Source organism: Nocardioides luteus (genome assembly GCF_015752315.1).
In the GTDB taxonomy this organism is placed as follows: Bacteria; Actinomycetota; Actinomycetes; order Propionibacteriales; family Nocardioidaceae; genus Nocardioides.
Genome location: NZ_JADOVJ010000001.1, coordinates 3,709,590 through 3,727,275, shown reverse-complemented (window position 1 = coordinate 3,727,275; position 17,686 = coordinate 3,709,590). Strand labels below are relative to the sequence as shown.

At 68.8% G+C, this 17,686-nt stretch carries 12 protein-coding genes; 9 read left to right on the top strand and 3 right to left on the bottom strand.

Annotated features, from left to right (window positions below):
- Nucleotides 1–131 precede the first annotated feature (131 nt).
- From HD557_RS17825 to HD557_RS17815, 3 genes are all read right to left on the bottom strand, one after another.
- Nucleotides 132–2,894 carry a YfhO family protein gene (locus HD557_RS17825; RefSeq protein WP_196874841.1) on the bottom strand — a complete coding sequence of 921 codons (2,763 nt, stop codon included), beginning with the start codon at nt 2,892–2,894 and terminating at the stop codon, nt 132–134.
- Nucleotides 2,895–2,975: 81 nt separating this feature from the next.
- Nucleotides 2,976–3,731, bottom strand: coding sequence for a class I SAM-dependent methyltransferase (locus tag HD557_RS17820; protein ID WP_196874840.1), 756 nt, complete (start codon nt 3,729–3,731; stop codon nt 2,976–2,978).
- 23 nt (nt 3,732–3,754) lie between these two features.
- Complete coding sequence (locus tag HD557_RS17815; RefSeq protein ID WP_196874839.1) at nt 3,755–4,861, bottom strand: glycosyltransferase family protein; 1,107 nt, start codon at nt 4,859–4,861, stop codon at nt 3,755–3,757.
- 94 nt (nt 4,862–4,955) lie between these two features.
- Here HD557_RS17815 and HD557_RS17810 point away from each other — a divergent pair, with 94 nt between their 5' ends.
- The 9 genes from HD557_RS17810 (at nt 4,956) to HD557_RS17770 (ending at nt 17,655) form a co-directional block, all read left to right on the top strand.
- Nucleotides 4,956–5,963 carry a lysylphosphatidylglycerol synthase transmembrane domain-containing protein gene (locus HD557_RS17810; RefSeq protein ID WP_196874838.1) on the top strand — a complete coding sequence of 336 codons (1,008 nt, stop codon included), beginning with the start codon at nt 4,956–4,958 and terminating at the stop codon, nt 5,961–5,963.
- The gene (locus HD557_RS17805; RefSeq protein WP_196874837.1) at nt 5,915–7,297 is read left to right on the top strand and encodes a hypothetical protein; all 1,383 of its coding nucleotides are present in this window, start codon (nt 5,915–5,917) and stop codon (nt 7,295–7,297) included. Before HD557_RS17810 ends, HD557_RS17805 begins: the two co-directional genes overlap by 49 nt.
- 40 nt (nt 7,298–7,337) lie before the next feature.
- Nucleotides 7,338–7,892: a YceD family protein gene (locus tag HD557_RS17800; protein WP_008358294.1), complete on the top strand. Its 555-nt coding sequence runs from the start codon at nt 7,338–7,340 to the stop codon at nt 7,890–7,892.
- A 68-nt stretch (nt 7,893–7,960) separates the two neighbouring features.
- Nucleotides 7,961–8,146, top strand: a complete 186-nt coding sequence (rpmF, locus tag HD557_RS17795) for a 50S ribosomal protein L32 (RefSeq protein ID WP_008358292.1) — start codon at nt 7,961–7,963, stop codon at nt 8,144–8,146.
- A 20-nt stretch (nt 8,147–8,166) separates the two neighbouring features.
- The gene (rnc, locus tag HD557_RS17790; protein WP_165110474.1) at nt 8,167–8,865 is read left to right on the top strand and encodes a ribonuclease III; all 699 of its coding nucleotides are present in this window, start codon (nt 8,167–8,169) and stop codon (nt 8,863–8,865) included.
- 13 nt (nt 8,866–8,878) lie between these two features.
- Nucleotides 8,879–9,748, top strand: a complete 870-nt coding sequence (gene mutM, locus HD557_RS17785; protein ID WP_196874836.1) for a bifunctional DNA-formamidopyrimidine glycosylase/DNA-(apurinic or apyrimidinic site) lyase — start codon at nt 8,879–8,881, stop codon at nt 9,746–9,748.
- A 443-nt stretch (nt 9,749–10,191) separates the two neighbouring features.
- The gene (locus HD557_RS17780; RefSeq protein ID WP_196874835.1) at nt 10,192–11,265 is read left to right on the top strand and encodes a glycosyltransferase family 8 protein; all 1,074 of its coding nucleotides are present in this window, start codon (nt 10,192–10,194) and stop codon (nt 11,263–11,265) included.
- 95 nt (nt 11,266–11,360) lie between these two features.
- Entirely contained in the window at nt 11,361–15,500 is a 4,140-nt protein-coding gene (locus tag HD557_RS17775) for a glycosyltransferase (RefSeq protein ID WP_196874834.1), read from the top strand.
- 34 nt (nt 15,501–15,534) lie between these two features.
- Nucleotides 15,535–17,655 (top strand): acyltransferase family protein, encoded by a 2,121-nt coding sequence (locus tag HD557_RS17770; protein WP_196874833.1) that lies wholly within the window; start codon nt 15,535–15,537, stop codon nt 17,653–17,655.
- The last annotated feature ends 31 nt before the right edge of the window (nt 17,656–17,686 follow it).

Below are 17,686 nucleotides of genomic sequence, written 5' to 3'. Positions count from 1 at the left end.
AGTAGTGGGACCGAACACCGGGTTCGGGGGTGAGTGAGCGGCTTCTGACCCGCCACATTACCGCGTGGAATCCGCGGCCCTACGCCCCCTCGCGGGTGTCATCCGGCGTATGTGCTAAGGAAACCTGGCGTTCAGGACGGGTCCACACGGCGTCTGCTGCGCCGTCGGCCGACGAGCGCGGGGACGACCAGCAGACCCAGAGTCACCAGGGCGCCGAGCAGCGAGACCACCGCACCCGTACGCAGCCCCGGCGCGTCGTAGCTCAGGGTGACCGTGTGGGCGCCGTCGGGGACGGGTACGGCGGCGAAGGCGTGGTTGCCCGCGACCAGGTCCACGGGGCGGCCGTCGACCGTGGCCGACCAGCCGGGGCGGGCGATCGAGTCGGCGACGACCAGATACCCGGCCCCGTCCGCGGTGACATCGGCCGAGATCGTCTCGGCCTCGTCGCGGCGTACGTCGACCTCGGCGGTCGAACCGGACGCGGCAGGCGTCGAGGAGTCGTCGAGGAGCACCGTGCCGGGTTCGACCCCCTCGGTCAGCCGCTGCACTCGCGTCGCGCCGTCGGGGACGACCTCGCTGGTGCCGGCCCAGCGGATCCGGGGCAGGGCGCTCGCCCGCTCGTAGACGACCGCGCCGGCCGAGGCGTGCACGACCCGGAGGCCGTCGCCCCTCTCGGGCCGGACCGGTGCGCAGATCGCGGAGCCGTCGATGCGGCCGGCCAGGTGGACGGGCTTCCGCTTCCCGGCGAACGTGATGGTGACCGGCACCGGCCCGGTGGTGAAGCGGTGGTCGGGCACCGCGACCCGCAGCTTCTCGCCCCGCCTGAGCGGCCGGTTCACGGCGATGGCCCGCTCGGAGGTGACCTTCTCGGCGCCGGCCCCGACGCTCACCCGGACGACCGTCGGCGTCTGCGCCCGCGGCTTCAGGCCGTCGGGGACGGTGACCTCGATGCCACGCAGGTCGCCCTTCGGGACCTGGCACGTCACCTGCCGGCCGGGCATCACGGTCAGCGGCTGCCGCTGTGCGAGAGGCACCGGCGTCGGCTTGGCGGCCCCGATGACCTCCTGCGGCTGGGTCACCCAGTAGCGCACCGAGAGCTGGTCGAGCACCGGCAGACGCCCGGGCGTGGGTACGCCGGCGGGGAAGTCGCTGTAGGTCGTCGACAGCTGCGCGTCCGGGCTGACCGCCGCGATCAGCTCCTTCCACTCCGGCGAGGTGAACTCGTGGCCGGTCGGCGTACGCAGCCGGTAGTGGTCCGCGACCGCCGAGTGTTCCCAGCCGGAGGCGCCGTAGCGCTCCTCGCCCAGGTGCTCCTTCAGGAACGCGTGGGCGGGGGTGACCGGGTAGAAGTCGTCGCGGTCGGTCAGCGGCAGCACCTCGCGCGCGAACATCGTGCTCTGCGCGATCACGGCCAGCGCGAGCACCAGCGGGCCCAGCAGCCGCAGGCGACCCCGGAGCAGCAGCGTCGCCGTGACGGCGAGTAGTGACACCACCAGCAGCAGCGCCGGAACCCGCAGCTTCGCGGCCACGTCCGGGATCGGCCGCTCGGCGCCGTCGATGAAGGCGTAGGCGGCATACAGGAAGTAGGCCGCCACCCCGACGGCCGCCAGCAGCACGACCAGCGACACCATCAGACGCGGCCGCCAGGGCCGGTCCTCCCGATCCGACGAATCCGCGTCCTCCGCCCGCTGGACCAGTCGCTCCAGCCCGATCCCGGCCAGGACGGCGCACAGGAACCCGAAGATGGAGTTGGCCCGCCCGAAGCTGTTGGAGCTGTAGCCCGGCAGCTTCTGGAGCAGCTCGAGCGGCAGCCCGCCGATCCACAGCAGCCAGACGATCGCGGCCACGACGACCGCGAGCAGCACAGGCGTCGACGGCCGGCGTCCGCCGGGCAGGCGGACGACCAGGGCGCACAGGACCAGCACCAGTGCAGCGACCCCGATGAAGGCGATCGACTCGATCGGGTTGTCCTCGCCCGCCCAGAGCCCGTCGACGCAGGTGCCGTAGACGTCGGGCGCGACGGTGGTGAGCGCGAGGCTGGCGGGCTTGACCTGGTTGGGGACGCGTTCGTCGATCCCGAGCGCGCTCATGTTGAGCGCGAACGGAAGGACCTGCACCGCGGAGAGTGCGACCCCGAGCCCGACCCCGCCGGCGGCGATGCCGCCGCCGATCAGCGTGCGCCGGACGTCCCGGAGCGCGAGCGCCCGGACGACGACGTAGATGCCGCCCAGCGTCAGCGCGAACATCGTCACCGCCGGAAACCCGCCGAGCAGCATCGAGGCGACGACCAGGCCGACGGCGGCCAGGTCGCGCGCGCCGCGCTCGTGGACGGCTCGGTCCAGCGCCCACAGCAGCAGCGGGACCAGGCAGGCGACCTTGGTGTGCGGCCAGTTGGTCCACATCATCATGAACCCGGAGGTGAAGAAGACCAGCCCGGCGACCAGCGCGATGCTGCGCCGCACCCCGAGGCGGCCGAGGAAGAGCACCATCCCGACCAGCACGAGCACCAGCTCGGTCAGCTTCACCCACGCGGGCGCCAGCCACATCGGCATCACCCAGTAGGGCCACGAGACCGGGCTCAGCACGGCGTGGTTCGGCAGCGAGGCCAGGGGAGCGCCGCCCACCTCGTAGGGCGCCCAGGTCTGCCAGTTGCCGTGGCGCACGCCTTCGACGATGTTCTCGACACCGGGCAGGTAGTAGTCCCAGGTGTCGCCGCGGCACCACAGCGTTCCCTGCGGGATCGGGCCGTCGGCGGCGTACGGCATCATCGCGTGCAGCCAGCCGGTGTCCAGCAGCATCCCGCGTCCCACGAGCGCGGGGCCGAAGGTCACCGCGACGAAGAGGACGAGAAGCGCCAGCACGACGCCCGAGCGCCACCGATCCGATGAGAACACAAGCCGAAAATCTATGAGTAGTCGGAAGCGGGCGCCGGTAGCGCACGCGGCAGTTCGGTCAAGTCTTCGACGGCGACCGGATCAGTCACGGCGGGTCGCGACGGCCACCAGTCCGGTGCCGGTGTCGGGCCGCAGCCGCTGCAGGGCCATGAACGGGCTGGTCGCGAGGGCGATGGCGGCGCCCTTGAGCCGGCCGCTGGGCTGGAACGTACGTCCCGTCGCCCGGGTGAGCTCCTCGGGTGTGAGGTCGCCCACCTTCTCCAGCTTCCGGGAGTCGATCCGGTTGCGGACCGCCTCCAGGGCGTAGCCGAGCGGCCAGCCGTAGACAGTGATCTCGACGTCGCCCAGGCCGGCCTCCTCGAGCCGGGCGGTGAGCTCCTCGGGGCTGTAGCGGCGGAAGTGTCCGGCGTGCCGGTCCATCGGCCCGAACCGCTCCTGGAACGCCGGCACCGAGAGCACCAGCTGACCACCGGGTCGGACATGGGTGACCCACTCGGCGAGGGCCCCCTTGTCGTCCTCGATGTGCTCGAGCACCTCGAAGGCGCAGACGAGGTCGTACGCCGATCCCGGCTCCAGCTCGGAGGACATCGCGTTGAGCACCTTGCCGCCCAGCGCCGTGATCCGCTCGTACGCCACCGTGAACGAGTCCGCGTCCGGCTCGACCCCGAGGTAGTCGGCGCGCGTGGCCAGGCGCGCCCCGAAGGCTCCCTGGCCGCAGCCGATCTCCAGCGCGGTCGCCGGGGCCAGCCGGTCGATGATGCGGCTGACGACGTCGTAGCGCAGCCAGGCGCGGGGTGCGAGCGGTGGCAGCGGGCGGTCGGTGGCGGTGAGCGACATCTGGTTCCTGGGTCGGGGTCGGGTCAGCTGAGAAGTTCGAGGAGGGGGGAGGCGACGGCCTGCGGGGTGTAGTGCTCCCGGGCTTGCTCATAGGCCGCCTCCCGCAGGCGCTGGGCCTCGTCGGGGTCGTCGGCCAGCTTGGTCAGGGCCGAGGCGAGCTCCTCGGGGCTACCCGGGGAGACCAGCATGGCCGAGCTCTCCAGCATCCGTCGCTGAGGTGCGGTGTCGGAGGTGACGACCACCGCGCCCGCCGCGGCGCCCTGGAAGGCCTTGTTCGGCACCACCCGGCGCGCCTGCGGGACGGTGCCGAAGATGCCGAGGCTCACGTCGAACCCGGCGACGAAGTCGGGCAGGTCCTCGGCGTCGACCCAGTCGACCCAGGAGACCCGTGGGTTGCCGGCCGCGAGCCGACGGGCCTCCTCGTACTGCTGGCCCTGGCCGACCATCGTCACCTCGATCCGGTCGTCGTCGGCGAGGAGGTCGAGCGCGTCGGCGATCACCGGGGTGCCGTGGGTGGGGGAGAAGAGACCGACGAAGACGGCCTGCAGCGGCGCCTCGGTCGGCCGCTCGAGCGCCCTGGCGCCCGCATCGAACCACTCCGTGGTGGCTCCGACCGGGCACACGACCGAGTGGAGGCGTACGTCCTCGGGCAGTGCCTGCTGCTGCTCGACCGTGTCCACGATGACGACGTCGGCCTGCTTCAGCGCCATCGCGTCGATCGCCTTCATCAGGCGCAGCTTGAGGCCGCCGGAGCCGGCCAGCCGGCGGTTGGTGGCCACGCCCGCCGCCGAGACCATGTGGTCGAGCAGGATGGTCGAACGAGGATGGAGGAGGCGGGCCAGGTGCACGTCGAAGTGGCCCAGGTAGCCGACCAGGACGGCGTCGGGACGTTCCCGCCGGCGGCGTCGCAGCGACTCCACCACCAGCGCGCTCCAGCAGACCAGCAGCCGGAGCACGAGCAGCGGCAGCCGCCACGGTTGTCGCAGGATCGCCACCCTCGCCGCGGTGTCCAGACCCAGCGGCCGATTGACCTCGGTGACCTCGGCGCCGCAGGCGCGTAAGCCCTCGATGAGTACCGCGACCCGCGGATGGGAGGCCACGTCATAGGTGCCGAAGGCGACGATGTGCATCACCTCAACGTTAGGGTCGAGGTCAAGGAGAGATCGTGCAGCACACCCCGCATCTGAGATGTCGGCACCCGAAAAGTGCTGCCTGGGAGGACCTGTGGGCAGAGGCTGGACGAAGGCGGTGCCGCTCAAGGCGGTGGTCGTCGCGATCGTCGTCGCGGTCGCGGCCTACGCGATCCACCGCAACTGGGCCGCGCTCGTACGCGGCTTCCAGGAGCTCCCGCTGTGGGTCCTGGGCATCGCGTTCGTCCTCACCGTGCTCGCCCAGGGTGTCGCGCTGCTGATGTGGCGGGTGGTGCTGGCCGACCTCGGCTCGCCGCTGCCGCTGGTGCCCGCGGCCCGCATCTTCTACGTCAGCCAGCTGGGGAAGTACCTGCCCGGCTCGGTGTGGACGATCGTCGGGCAGATGGAGCTCGCCCGCGCGGAGCGGGTGCCGCGGCGTACGTCCCTGACCCAGGGCGTCCTGGTGCTGGCGATCGCCGTCGGCGCCGGGGTGATGGTCTCGGTGCTGCTGATGCCGTTCCTCGGGCGGGAGACCTTCGCGCGCTACTGGTGGGCGGTGCTGCTCCTGCCGCTGATCTTGGTCGCCCTGCATCCGCCGGTCTTCGCGAAGGTCGTCGACACCGGGCTGCGGCTGTTGCGGCGCGAGCCGCTCGAGGTGCTGCCGACCTGGCGGGGGATCGGCAGGGCGCTGGCGCTGCAGGGCCTCGTCTGGCTCCTGCTCGGCCTGCAGATCTGGGTGGTCGTGGTGGGCCTGGGCGGCGACCCGCTGCCCTCGTTGCTGGCCAGCGTCGGCGGCTATGCGCTCGGGTTCAGCCTGGGCATGGCCGCGATCGGGCTCCCGGCCGGCGCCGGGCTGCGCGAGGCGGTCCTGGTCGTCGCCCTCTCGGGAGTCCTCTCGCCCGGGCTGGCGCTGCTGGTCGCCCTGCTGGCCCGCGGGATCGCGGTCCTGGCCGATGTCGTCGTCGCTCTCGCCGCCGCTCTCCTGACCCGTCGCGCCGGCGACCTTCCACCACCTGCTCAGCAACCAGCCAACGAGAAACTCGGGAGATCTCTGTGCCCACCCCACGGCCCACCGCATCGCAGCTCTGGACCGCAGGCCTGATCGCCAACCTCATCACCTGTGCCGGCGTGTGTGCCGGCTACGCCCTCTCCTCGCCGCTCTACGGCACCAAGGACGAGGTGGCCCATGTCGACCACGCCTACCAGCTCTGGCACGGCACCCTGATCGCCATCGGCGAGCCGATGCGGATGCCGCAGATCTGGGGCTACACGCTGCCCTTTGACTGGACCGGGCAGCATCCGCCGCTCTTCTACCTGCTGCTGGCGCCCGTGGTCGGACCGCTCACCGACGCCGGCCACCTGCTCGCCGCCGGGCTGGCCGCCCGTGGCATCACTCTCCTGATCACCTGCCTGGTCGTGGCGGCGGTGATGTGGGCGACGCGGCAGATCGTCCCGAGCCGCCCCGAGGTCGCCCTCGCGGCGGGCCTGGCCACCGCACTCAGCCCGGCGCTCACCCGGCTCGGCGGCGTCGTCTTCAACGACAACCTGTTCGTCCTGTGGGTCACCCTCCTGGTCGGGCAGACCGTCTGGCTGCTCCGCCACGGGCCGCGTACCCGCGGGGTGGTGCTCTTCGGCCTGTACGCCGCCGCGGCCCTCGGCACCCGGCTGCCCGGTGTCGTCTTCATCGGCCTGTGCGCGACCACACTCGGCCTGGTCTGGCTGTTCACCGGCCCGCGCCGCGACTGGGCGGGCGTCCTGCGCCTGGGCATCGCCGTGCTCCTCGCCGTCGCCGTCAACGCGTGGTTCTACGTCCGCAATTTCCGCGCCACGGGCAACTGGTCCGGGATGCAGACCGACCTCGTCGGAAAGCCCGGCGGCCCCCTGCAGGAGCGGGAGGTACGTTCCGTGCTCGACGTCGCCACCGACCCCGACATCTGGCACCAGCTCCTGATCCCGCCCGCGCTGCAGGAGCACGTGGTCATCGGCGCCGTGCTCACGATCGGGCCGCTCGTGCTCGGCCTGGTCGTCGGTCTCCGCGCCCTCTCCCGGGAACGGCGGGAGCCCGTCCGGGTCGCCTCGGCGCTGCTGCTGCTCGCCCTCACCGCCGTCATCGTCGCCATCCAGCTCGATTACGCGGCCGGGGGCGGGGGAGCGTACTGGCGCTATCTCCTCCCGCTCACCATCGTGACCAGCCTGCTCACCGCGCTCGGCCTCACCGCCACGCCTCGCCTGGCAGGACCGTTGGCCGGGGTCTGGGCGGCGGCGACGTACGCCGTCTTCGTCGCCCACATCGCCCCGCCGAACCCCTCCGGCGGCGACCTGGCCACCGCTCCGGTCTTCCAGACCGCGGCCTGGGTGACCGCGGGCGTCGCGGGGGTCGCGTGCGCGGTCGGCGTGGCGACCGTCCTTTTGGTCGCCGTCGCCCGGTCCCGTTAAGATCTATCTGATCTGTCGTGCCCTCATCCGGAAGTGAAACGTGACCAGCCTGGACCCGAGAGCGCCGCTCGTGCTCGATACCCGCGAGCTCGGCCGCCGCCCGGGGTCCGAGCGTCACGTCGAGCTGACGGTGCCGGCGCCGGCAGATCTTGGTATCGAAGTCCTCTCTGTCCCCGAGGGATCGCCGGTCGAGCTCGACCTGCGGCTCGAGGCGGTCATGGAGGGTGTGCTGGTCACGGGGACGGCTTTCGCCGGCCTCGAGGGCGAGTGCGTGCGGTGCCTGGAGCCGATCGACGACGACGTCGAGGTCGACATCCAGGAGCTGTACGTCTACGACGACTCTCGTGACGGCCAGGACCCTGACGAGGACGACGAGACCAGCCGGACCGAGGGCGACCTGATCGACCTCGAGCCGGTGCTCAGGGATGCGGTGGTGCTCGCGCTGCCGTTCCAGCCGATGTGCCAGGACGACTGTCCGGGACTGTGCCCCGAGTGTGGGGCGCGGCTCGCGGACGAGCCCGGGCACAACCACGGCGACAAGGTCGACCCGCGCTGGGCGGGGCTGGCTTCGTTGAAAGACGACTCCAGCAACTAGGATCACCCAGCACAACAGGCTTCAGTAGCCGGTCGAGATCCGGCCGGTCGAATTATGAGGAGATAACAGTGGCTGTTCCGAAGCGGAAGATGTCGCGCAGCAACACCCGCCACCGCCGCTCGGCCTGGAAGGCCGTCGCGCCGACCCTGGTGACGTGCGCGAACCCCGCCTGCGGCGCCAAGCACATCCCGCACCGTGCGTGCGGCGAGTGCGGCCAGTACGGCGCTCGCGCCGAGCGTCGCCAGGTCCTCTGATCTGACACGCGGTTAGTCTCCTGACCAACTACGCCGAGCTACGCAAAGCGCTCGGGGATCCGATTCTGGACCCCGAGCTGCTTGAGCGTTCGCTGACTCACCGGTCCTACGCCTACGAGAACGGTGGCCTGCCCACCAACGAGCGCCTGGAGTTCCTGGGCGACTCGGTGCTCGGCGTCGTGGTCACCGAGACCCTCTATCGCACCCACCCCGACCTGCCCGAGGGCAAGTTGGCCAAGCTGCGGGCGGCGGTTGTGAACGCCCGCGCCCTGGCCGAGGTCGGTCAGGCCATCGGCCTGGGCCAGCACATCAAGCTGGGCCGGGGCGAGGAGGCCACCGGTGGGCGCGAGAAGGCGTCGATCGTCTCCGACACCGTCGAGGCGGTGATCGGAGCGGTCCACCTCTCCGGTGGCATCGAGGTCTCCACGGTCCTCGTCCACCGGCTCTTCGACCCGCTCATCGAGAAGGCCTCCGACCTGGGAGCCGGTCTCGACTGGAAGACCTCCCTGCAGGAGCTCGCCGCCGAGCGCGCCCTCGGTGTGCCCGAGTACGTCATCACCGACGAGGGCCCCGACCACATGAAGACCTTCACCGCGAAGGTCCGGGTCGGCGACCAGCTCTACGGCAACGGCGTGGGCCGGTCCAAGAAGGAGGCCGAGCAGGCCGCCGCGGAGACCGCCTACGGCGAGATCCAGGCCTCCGCCTCCTCCTCGGCCTAGAAGCCCGGCCCGGATGCCTGAGCTCCCCGAGGTCGAGGTCGTACGCGCCGGCCTCGAGCGCCACGTACTCGGCACGAGGATCGTCGCCGTCGACGTCCTGCACCCCAGGCCCGTACGCCGCCACCTGGCCGGCGCCTCGGCCTTCGCCGACGAGCTGAAGGGCCGCGTCCTCACCGGCGCCCGCCGTCGCGGCAAGTACCTGTGGCTTCCGCTCGACTCCGGCGACGCCCTGATGGCCCACCTGGGCATGAGCGGCCAGATGCTCGTCCAGCCTCCCGCCTCGCCCGACGAGAGGCACCTGCGCGTCCGCATCCGGCTGGAGGGCGCCGCCGAGGGGCGCGAGCTCCGTTTCGTCGACCAGCGCATGTTCGGCGGCCTCTCGATCAGCCCCGGTGGGGCCGAGCTCCCGCCCGAGATCGCCCACATCGCCCCCGACCCGCTCGAGGCCGCCTTCGACGCCGAGGCGGTCGTCCGGCGGGTCCGGAGGTCGGCCAGCGGCATCAAGCGCATCCTGCTCAACCAGACCGTGATCAGCGGCGTCGGCAACATCTACGCCGACGAGGCGCTGTGGCGCGCGAAGCTGCACGGCGAACGACCGGGGGAGCGCCTGACCGCCCCGAAGGTGCGCGAGCTGCTCGGCCACGTACACGACGTGATGACCGAGGCCCTCGCCCAGGGCGGCACCTCCTTCGACGCGCTCTACGTCAACGTGAACGGCGAGTCGGGCTACTTCGAGCGGTCGCTGGCTGCGTACGGACGTGAGGGTGAGCCCTGCGACCGGTGCGGAGCCCCGATGCGCCGCATCGCCTTCATGAACCGCTCCTCCTACTTCTGCCCGAAGTGCCAACCAGCCCCTCGGGTGCGGAGGATCACCGCGCAATAGCCCACTCAGGCTATTGCTCATGGCCTGTTCGGGCCCTTCAAATGTTGCAGGCGCATGACACTTCCCGGATTCCTCATCGTTCGTTAAGGATTCAGGATTCGGGTGAGTTAACCTTCGGGTCGTTCGTCCTGGGTGCAGTTCGCCTGCACCCGCCGAAAGGGGCGGACGACACACCGCTGTGTTCGGGCCGGCGGTTCAAGCCGGGTGGCGACGTGGTCACCCGGATCTCGGGGATGAAAAACCAAGGCCCTCCTCCACAGGCACAGGCGTGAACCACACTCCCAGCCACCGGGGCGGTCAAAGCTCGACAAGGACAACAGGTGGCTCCCCACAAGCTCGCCGTATCCGATCAAGCGCCCACAAAGCGCCCGCAGGATCTGGACTTACCGCAACCCCGCGTAGACACCGGCCAGGCCGAGCAGACCCGGACCATCCCGGTCGCCATGGCCGCCGACCTCAACTACGCCAAGCCGATGTCGGTGGCGATCACGTCGTTGCTGGAGAACTCGGACACCGACACCGGATATGACCTCAGAATCCTGGTGGCGGAGGAATTTCCGGCAGAAGTGCGCGACCAGTTCCTCTCCTTCGAAGGTCGCTATCCGGGCAACACGGTCTCGTTCGTCGTCGTGGACGGCTTCGCCGACGTCAAGGTCAGCACCTCGCACCTGACGGCACCGGCGTACTTCCGGCTCAAGCTGCCGGACCTCTTCCCGGACGTCGACAGGATCATCTACCTCGACGTCGACACGATCATCGAGAGCGATCTGTCGCAGCTCTACACGCAGGATGTGGACGACGTCTACGTCGCCGCGGTGCCCGCCGCCGCCTACCACGTCCGCTCGGCCGAGGCCGCGCAGGCAATGGGCCTCCCGTCCTTCGACCGCTACGTCAACTCCGGCGTCATGCTGATGAACCTGAAGCGGATGCGTGAGCACGGTCTGGTCGAAGAGTTCCTCGAGCTCTCCTCCCGGGGGTTCGACTCGGACGACCAGGACATCATCAACATCGTCTGCTACGACGGCATCCGTCATCTTCCGCTCCGCTTCAACCTGATGACGAAGTACGGGCCCAAGAACGTCGAGGAGTTCTGGAGCCGGCCGGCCGTCCAGCGGGTCTGGTCCCGGGACGAGTACGACGATGCGATGAGCTCGCCGGTCATCATCCACTTCGCTGACAAGCGCAAGCCGTGGATGGACGTCTCGGCCGACTTCGCGGAGCGGTGGTGGCAGTACGCGGCGATGAGCCCGATGTGCGGCGAGATCGTGGCCGTCTACCTCGCGGACGCGGTCGCGGCAGCAGCCGGCGTCACCTCGGCCGTCCGCAAGCGGCTGAGGAGCCGGGTGGTCAGCCTTGAGCAGCAGCTCCAGGGCCGTGACCAGGAGCTCGCCGACACCCGCAGGTCGGTGTCGTTCAGGATCGGCTCCCTGATGACGTCCGGACCGCGCGTCATCCGCAACTCGCTCAAGCGGGATGTCCGCCCGTCGCAGCCACAGCCCCGCGCCCTCGAGAAGTAGCCCGCACCGTCGCGGCCATGAGCCAACTCGATCACAACCAGACCAACCGCGGGGCTGCCCGCACTGTCGTCACCCCAGAAACACAAGGAGGAACCATGCCTGCCGGTATGGGCGAGCAGCCGACCAACAAGCTCGGGCTGCGCCATCGGATGGTGCGCGTCGCAGAGGTGGACGGGGAGCACAAGCTGGTGCTGTTCGGTCGTCCGACCAGCGGCGGTCCGGTCGTGTCCCGCTACACCCGCCTCCTGGACCGACAGTCCGGTCTGAACGCGAAGATCGAGCGGCTCCGTGCCCGTCTCGGAGAGACCCCAGGCGAAGAGCTGGAGACCGGGCGGCCCTACTACCTCAAGCCGGACAGCGTCGAGCGGCTCAGCATCGACGAGATGACCGAGAAGCTGGCCGCGTACGACGTCGTCTCGTTCGACGTCTTCGACACGGCGCTGTATCGGGCTGTTGAGTTCCCGAAGGATGTCTTCCGGATCATGGGGTCGAGGCTCGGCATCGACAGGTTCCCGAGCATCCGCAGGCAGGCCGAGGACCACGCGCGGCGGGAGAACGACAACCACAAGGGCTCTCGTGAGGTCACGCTGCGTGACATCTACACCGTGATGGCCGAGCGGTACGGCGCGGACCCGGCGTGGGAGGTGCTCGAGCAGAACCTCGAGATCGAGCTGTCCGAAGCGAACCCGTACATCAAAGAGGTCTTCGACCGGCTCCTCGCCCAGGGCAAGACCATCGTGTTCACCTCGGACATGTACCTTCCCCGGGAGGTCATCGAGGAGATGCTCGTTCGCAACGGATATACGGGCTACGAGAAGATCTACCTCTCGAACGAGTACCTCCGCCGCAAGGGCGATGGGACGCTGCAGCAGGTCCTCCTGGAGTACTACGGCAGCGAGACGTCGCTCGTGCACGTCGGTGACAATCTCGAGGCTGACGTCGAGCAGTCCGAACGAGTTGGTCTACCGGCGGTGTACAACGAGGACCAGCGACGGTTGGTTCGGGAGCCGTACATGGAGACCCTGGCCGGCAGCTTCTACGGCGCGGTCCTGAACAACACGATCGGTTCCGGCACCTGGACCGAAGGTCTGCACTACACGCACGGCTACCGCGTCGGCGGCGTCCTGGCAGCCGGCTTCTGCGAGTTTCTCGAGACGGTCGTTCGTGAGAAGGCCATCGACCGGGTTCTGTTCTGCGGGCGGGACTGCGACGTGATCTCGCGCGTCTACGACCGCTTCTACGGCAGCGCCGACAGCGCCTATATCGACGTCTCGCGGTATGCAGCTTCTGGGATCACTCTGGATCTGAACTTCGACGACTTCGTCGGGCGCTCCTTCTTCCGCTGGTTCAAGGAATCCAACAACACCAAGACCATCGAGCAGCTGCTGATCGACACAGGGTTCGACTACCTCCTGCCCTACCTGGACAAGGCAGACATCGAGAGGTTCCTGTTCCCGGCGAGCGCCACCCGGCGGCGGTTGGAGCGGTTCTTCTGGGACCACAAGCACGTCATCGAGGAGCACAACCGCACCAGCGTCGATGCGGCGAAGGCATACTTCACCGAGGCCGTCGGCGATGCCCGGCGGGTTCTGATCGTGGACATCGGCTGGAGCGGCACCTGCATCACCACCCTCCGCCACTTCTTCCGCACCGCGTTGGCAGACCGTGAACTCGAGGTCCTCGGTGCACTCATGTGCACGAGCCGCACCGAACAGGTCACCGACATGGTGTCTGACGGGTTCATCAGCGCCTACGCGTACTCGCCGATGTCCAACCTGGACCTGGCGAGGTTCATGATGCCCGGCGGACCGAAGGCGGCACGCAAGACCGATCTGCTGCACCACCCGCTCGAGTATCTGTTCACCCAGGTTGCTTCCAGCGTCGTGGGTTATGGGTTCGACGACGACGGCCGGCCTGTCGCCCTCCGGGGGAACAACGCTCCGCGCAATGTCGAGCAGATCACCGAGATGCAGCGCGGGATCGTCGACTTCGTCGAGGCGTACCAGGCGCGGACCAAGAACTATCGGGACATCCGCCCGATCTCTCCCTACGTCGCGTTCAACCCGCTGAAGGCGGCGATCGAGAACGAGTCGTACTCCCACGAGGTCTACAAGGACTTCCTCTACGACGCGACACCGGCGCTGTTCGGTGAGGAGACGCACACCGAACGCTTCGGTGACCTGTTCGACCTCACCGGGCCGATCCAGGCCCTCGAGTCCGCGGACGCGGCGAACGACTCCGCGCAGCTCTCGCGGCCGCGACGCATCGTGTTCGTCTCGCCGGAGATGACGTACACCGGTACGCCCAGAAGCCTTCACAGGATGTGCAAGGTCGCGATGTCGCTGGGGTACGAGCCGGTGGTCTGGACTGCGAAGCCCGGTCCTTTCTCGAAGGAGTTCGCGGCACTCGGCATCTCCGTGAAGGTGGTGCGCGCCGGTCAGCTGGGCCCGAAGCGGATCAACAAGCTCATCGAGAGCGGTGTCGAGCTCGTCGTCTGCAACACCGTGGCGACAGACGACTACGTTCGCGCCCTGGAAGGTCGGATCCCGCTCGTCTGGTACGTCCGTGAGGCGACCAACCTGCCGGACTTCTTCGCCGCAGCTCCGGAGCGTCAGGAGACGCTTCGCCAGAGCCGCAGCATCTGCGTGGTCAGCGAGTACGCCGCAGCTGCCGTTGCGGAGCACGCCGACGGTCCCGTGGAGATCGTCCGCAACAGCGTCGTGGACGTGTCCGAGTACGCGCAGCCGTACGAGATCGCGGCCGGTGGCACGTTCAAGTTCGTCCAGCTCGGTACCGTCGAGCACCGCAAGGGATACGACGTCTTCATCGCTGCCTTCAAGGCGATGCCGGAGGAGTATCGCGCTCGGGCAGAGCTGCACTTCGCGGGCGGGTTCATCAACAGTGGCACGTCGGTGACCTCCTACGTGTTCGGTCAGATCGCGGACGAGGAGAACATCCACTACCACGGCGTGATCTCCGACGAGCGCAAGAAGATCGAGCTGCTCTCGCAGATGGACACCGTGGTGGTCGCGTCACGCGACGAGTCGTGCTCCCTGGTCGCTCTCGAGGGAGCGATGCTGTCCAAGCCCCTGATCGTGACGGAGAACGTCGGCGCGAAGTACATGGTCAGCAACGCGAACGGCCTGGTGGTCGACACCGGTGACGTGATGTCGCTGCGCGACGCCTTCATGGCCATGATGGACAAGGAAGCCTCGACCCTCGAGAAGATGGGCATCGCGTCCAGGCGGGCGTACGAGGAGCGGGCCAGCATGGACGCGTACGCCAAGGACCTCGGAGCCCTCTTCGAGCGTCGGATCGCCGCCGGCGCGGGTCGGAAGATCCAGCCGGCCAGGTCAACGGCTGATCGAGGGCGGGGACGAGCTGCCTCAGGCACGCGGGAGATCGTGGTGTCGCTCACCTCGATTCCTCACCGGATGCTCACCATCGGTCAGTGCATCGACTCCCTCGTGGAACAGACGAGGCGGCCCGACAAGGTGCTCCTGTGGCTCTCTACGGAGAACTTCCCCAACCGGGAGTCCGATGTGCCGAAGGAGGTCCTGGACCGCCAGGGCGACTGCTTCCGGATCCGTTGGGTGGACGGCGACATCGCGCCTCACAAGAAGTACTTCTACGCCATGCAGGAGTACCCCGACGCGATCGTGGTCACGGTCGACGACGACGTGATCTACGACGAGAACCTCATCGACTCCTTGTACGAGGGGCACGTGGCGAACCCGCACGCCATCATCTGCCAGCGGGCGAACCTTGCTCTGTTCCGGCCCGATGGCACCCTGCGGTCCTACGACGGCTGGGTCTACGACTGCAACTACCTGCGTGGCAAGGCGAGCTACCAGCTTCTCCCCACCGGGATCGGTGGCGTCCTCTACCCGCCGCACTCGCTGCCCGCCGCCGCCTTCGACACCGAGGCGATCTCCAAGACCGCGCTGTACGCCGATGATCTGTGGCTCAAGGCCATGGCGACCGCCAACGGCTACCCGGTCTGGATGCCGCGCGAGCGGGCCGGCTACCAGCAGATCCAGGAGGCACAGGCTGTCGCGCTGTGGCGTCGCAACGCGTTCCAGGGCAACAACGACCTCGTGCTGGAGAAGGTGTTCGACCACGTCGAGAACGGCGTGGGGGTCTCGCGTGATGCACTGCTGCAGCGAATCCGAGGCGTCGCGGACGACGGTCGTGTGATCGGCCCGGACGACGTCGACACGGCGCCGCTTCTCTGAGGGCGATGACGGTGCACGTGGACGAGGGAGCTTCATGACGATCCTGACGGATACGCCGTCGGCTGATCCGGATGCCGCAACGAGGACACAGACCCGGGCGGCCGCGTATCGACCGGACATCCAGGCGCTGCGCGCGATCGCGGTCCTCTCGGTGTTCGCCTACCACCTCGCGCCGGGGCGGCTGAGTGGTGGGTACGTCGGTGTGGACGTGTTCTTCGTCATCTCGGGGTTCCTGATCGGCAGCCACCTGCTCCGGGAGTTGGAGACGACCGGCCGCATTCGCTTGGGTGCCTTCTGGGCCCGGCGAGCGAAGCGGCTTCTGCCGGCGTCGCTCCTCGTCCTGCTGGTGAGCGCCGTCGCGACCTTCCTCTGGGTGCCAAGAAGTCTCTGGTCGCAGTTCCTGACCGAGATCGCTGCCTCGAGCCTGTACGTCGAGAACTGGCGGCTCGCCTGGGCGAGCGTGGACTACCTCGCCGCCGACAACAAGGCGTCCGCGGTTCAGCACTTCTGGAGCCTCTCCGTCGAGGAGCAGTTCTACCTGTTCACCCCCGTGCTGCTGCTCTTGGTGGCGCTGCTCTCCCGGTGGATCCGCCCCGGGTCGTACGTCACCACCCGACGTCTCGCCGGGTCGCTGTTCGCGCTCGTCGTCTGCGCCTCCTTCACCTACGGGGTATGGCTCACCGCGAACACCCCGGAGGCATACTTCTCCACCTTCACCCGGGCATGGGAGTTCGCCGCCGGAGTTCTCGTCGGACTCCTTCCGATGATCGCCTCGAGAACGGCGCGCGCCCTGGGGGTGGCGCTGGGCCTCGTGCTGATCGCGACAGCAGCGACGCAATACACCAGCGCGACTCCATTTCCAGGGGTAGCCGCCCTGGTCCCGGTGAGCGGCGCCGCACTCGCCATCTGGCTCGGCCGGGGAACGTTTCTCGCCCGAGTCGGGTCATGGCGACCCGTGTCGCTCGTCGGCGACACCTCGTACGCGATCTACCTCTGGCACTGGCCGCTCATCGTCCTGGTGCCGTACATCACCGATGCGCCGTTGAACGTGGGGACGAAGCTGGTGATCCTCGGCGTGACGTTCCCGCTCGCATGGCTCAGCACGACGCAGTGGGAGAATCGGGTGCGTTTCTCCGCACGCCTTCTTGGCGGACGCTCCCCGGCCACGGTCGGCCTGTGGAGCGCTGCGGCGATGGCCGTCGTGCTGGCCGTCGTTGCCGGTGGGCTGGCCGTCAAGGTGAACGGCGCCGCGGAGTCGGAACGGAAGGTGAACACCCTGCTCGCCCAGGACCTGTCGTGCCTGGGTGCAGCCAAGCTTGCTGATCCGACCTGCGAAGACCCCGATCTGGAGGGCGTCCTGGTCCCGGACCCGTCCGAGCTCGCCACGGACGAGGCGAACAGAGCCGAATGCTGGTCGAGTTCGGCCGCCAAGTCCGGCGACGTCGTCATGTGTCGGCTCGGTCCGGAGACCGGCTACAGCAGGCGACTGCTCGCGGTCGGCGACTCCCACAACGACCAGTTGGTCGGGGCGTACGAGGACATCGCGCACGAGTTCGGGTGGCGGATCGACGTTGCCGGCCGGGTCGGCTGCTATTGGACGGAAGCGGATCTCCAGAAGAACAGCACCGCAGACCAGACGATGTGCGAAGAGTGGCGACGTCAGATCAGCGCGTACGTCGAGAAGGCTGACGATCTCGATGCGATCCTCACCTCCAAGGCGCGAAACTCCTCTCCGATCCTGGCCGGTGACGACGTGACGACCTCGGTCGGTGCGACTGCTGACGGGCTGGTCCGCGCATGGGCGCACCGGCCGGCACCTCGAAAGGTGCCCGTGATCGCGATCGAGGACAACCCGGCGATGCCAGAAGGAACGATGGCCTGCGTGGAGGCGCAGCGGCTGGACGCAGCATCGGCGTGTGCTCAGCCTCGTAGAAAGGTCCTTCCACCATCGGGCCTGGCAGAGGCTGTGGCCATCGACCCGAACGCGGTGCTGGTCGACCTGACGGACCTCTACTGCGAACCGAAGGTCTGCCGACCGGTCGTCGGTCACGTCATCGTCTACCGTGACGACGGTGAACACCTGACACTCACCTACACGCGAACCCTCGCGCCGTACCTGGGGCGCGCCATCGAAGACGCCTTGCGACAAACCTGAGGGCGTCGAGGCACCTGTTCCGTCCCGTCCT

What these genes read in the sequence shown, in the direction of transcription:
- HD557_RS17815 (WP_196874839.1), bottom strand. Translation starts at nt 4,861, where the DNA reads ATGCACATCGTCGCCTTCGGCACCTATGACGTGGCCTCCCATCCGCGG.
- HD557_RS17770 (WP_196874833.1), top strand. Translation starts at nt 15,535, where the DNA reads ATGACGATCCTGACGGATACGCCGTCGGCTGATCCGGATGCCGCAACG.
- HD557_RS17820 (WP_196874840.1), bottom strand. Translation starts at nt 3,731, where the DNA reads ATGTCGCTCACCGCCACCGACCGCCCGCTGCCACCGCTCGCACCCCGC.
- HD557_RS17775 (WP_196874834.1), top strand. Translation starts at nt 11,361, where the DNA reads ATGCCTGCCGGTATGGGCGAGCAGCCGACCAACAAGCTCGGGCTGCGC.
- HD557_RS17780 (WP_196874835.1), top strand. Translation starts at nt 10,192, where the DNA reads ATGGCCGCCGACCTCAACTACGCCAAGCCGATGTCGGTGGCGATCACG.
- mutM (WP_196874836.1), top strand. Translation starts at nt 8,879, where the DNA reads ATGCCTGAGCTCCCCGAGGTCGAGGTCGTACGCGCCGGCCTCGAGCGC.